The organism is Streptomyces humidus, from assembly GCF_014649655.1.
GTDB lineage: Bacteria > Actinomycetota > Actinomycetes > Streptomycetales > Streptomycetaceae > Streptomyces > Streptomyces humidus.
In genome coordinates, this window is record NZ_BMTL01000124.1 from 1 (window position 1) to 1,587 (window position 1,587).

Sequence of the window (1,587 nt, forward strand, 5' to 3'; positions counted from 1 at the left end):
CCGCACCCTCCCCGAACGCCTTGCACCTCCCGTCCACCGCAAGCCCCCGCTGCCGCGAGAACTCCACGAACATCTCCGGCCCCGCCATCACGGTCACGCCACCGGCCAGCGCCAGGTCACACTCACCCGCGCGCAGCGCCTGTGCAGCCAGGTGCAAGGCGACCAACGACGACGAACACGCCGTGTCCACCGTCACCGCAGGGCCCTCGAAGCCGAACGAATACGCGATACGACCCGACGCCACACTGCCGGTGTTCCCCGTCATGAGGTAGCCGCCGGAGTCGAGTTCACCCGAGCGGAGGACCGAACCGTAGTCCTGGGCGATCGCGCCGGCGAAGACGCCGGTGCGGCTGCCGCGCAGCGTCGCCGGGTCGATCCCCGCCCGCTCCAGAACCTCCCACGACGTCTCCAACAGCAACCGCTGCTGCGGATCCATCGCCAACGCCTCACGTGGCGAGATCCCGAACAACCCCGCATCGAACTCCGACGCGTCGTGCAGGAACCCACCCTCACGCACATACGTACGACCAGGCACACCCGGCTCGGGATCGAAAAGACGATCGACGTCCCAGCCACGATCCGACGGGAACCCCCCGATCGCGTCACCGCCCTCACGCACCAGCCGCCACAGATCCTCCGGCGAACCCACCCCACCCGGGAACCGGCACGCCATACCCACGACCACCACCGGATCGTCACCCACACCCACCGACGCGGGCAGCATCACCTCACCGGCGACCACACCGGGTGTGCCGTCCTCGACCAGTTCCGTGAGCGCGAAACGGACCACGTCCGCCGGGGTCGGGTAGTCGAAGACCAGCGTGGCGGGAAGCCTCATGCCGGTGGCCGCGTTCAGCCGGTTGCGCAGCTCGACCGAAGTGAGCGAGTCGAACCCCAGGTCCTTGAACGTATGGTCCGCCTCCACCTGTTGCGCCGAACCGTGCCCGAGAACGGAGGCGGCCTGTTCCGAGACGAAGCCCCGGAGGAAGCGCTCACGCTCGCCGGCCGGAAGCGCGAGCAATTGCTGCCGCAGAGGCGTGGCCTCTCCCCCGACCCCGGTCCCGATCCCGGTCCCGGCCTTGCGTCGGGCACGGCTGCGAACCAGGGCACGCAGCAGCGGGGACACATCCTCCGGGGCCCGCCGACGCAGCGCCGCGATGTCCATGTGAACCGGCAGCACACAGGCCCGTTCCAGACCCGCACCCAACTCCAGTACCGTGTCCAGCAGTCCGAGTCCCTGTGCGGGAGCGAGCGGGAGCATCCCGCTCCGCGCCAGGCGCCGCAGGTCCGCCTCGGCCAGTCCGGCGGTCATGCCCGCGCCAGGAGCCCACGGACCCCAGGCCAGCGCGGTGGCGGGCAGGCCGGCTGACCGGCGGGCGGTGACGAGAGCGTCCAGGAAGGCGTTGGCTGCCGCGTAGTTGGCCTGCCCCGCACTGCCGAAGGTGCCCGCGACGGAGGAGAAGACGACGAACGCGGACAGGTCCGCGTCGCGGGTCAGCTCGTCCAGATGCGTCACCGCGTCCACCTTCGGCCGCATCACGCTCGCCAGCCGCTCCGCGGTGAGGGAAGACACCACACCGTCGTCCA

The 1,587-nt window shown here is 70.4% G+C and carries 1 protein-coding gene; it reads right to left on the reverse strand.

The genetic code is table 11. The features are described 5' to 3' along the window. Nucleotides 1-1,587 (reverse strand): beta-ketoacyl reductase (locus IE239_RS41350; RefSeq protein WP_190154588.1); only part of this gene is annotated, 1,587 nt, incomplete at both ends.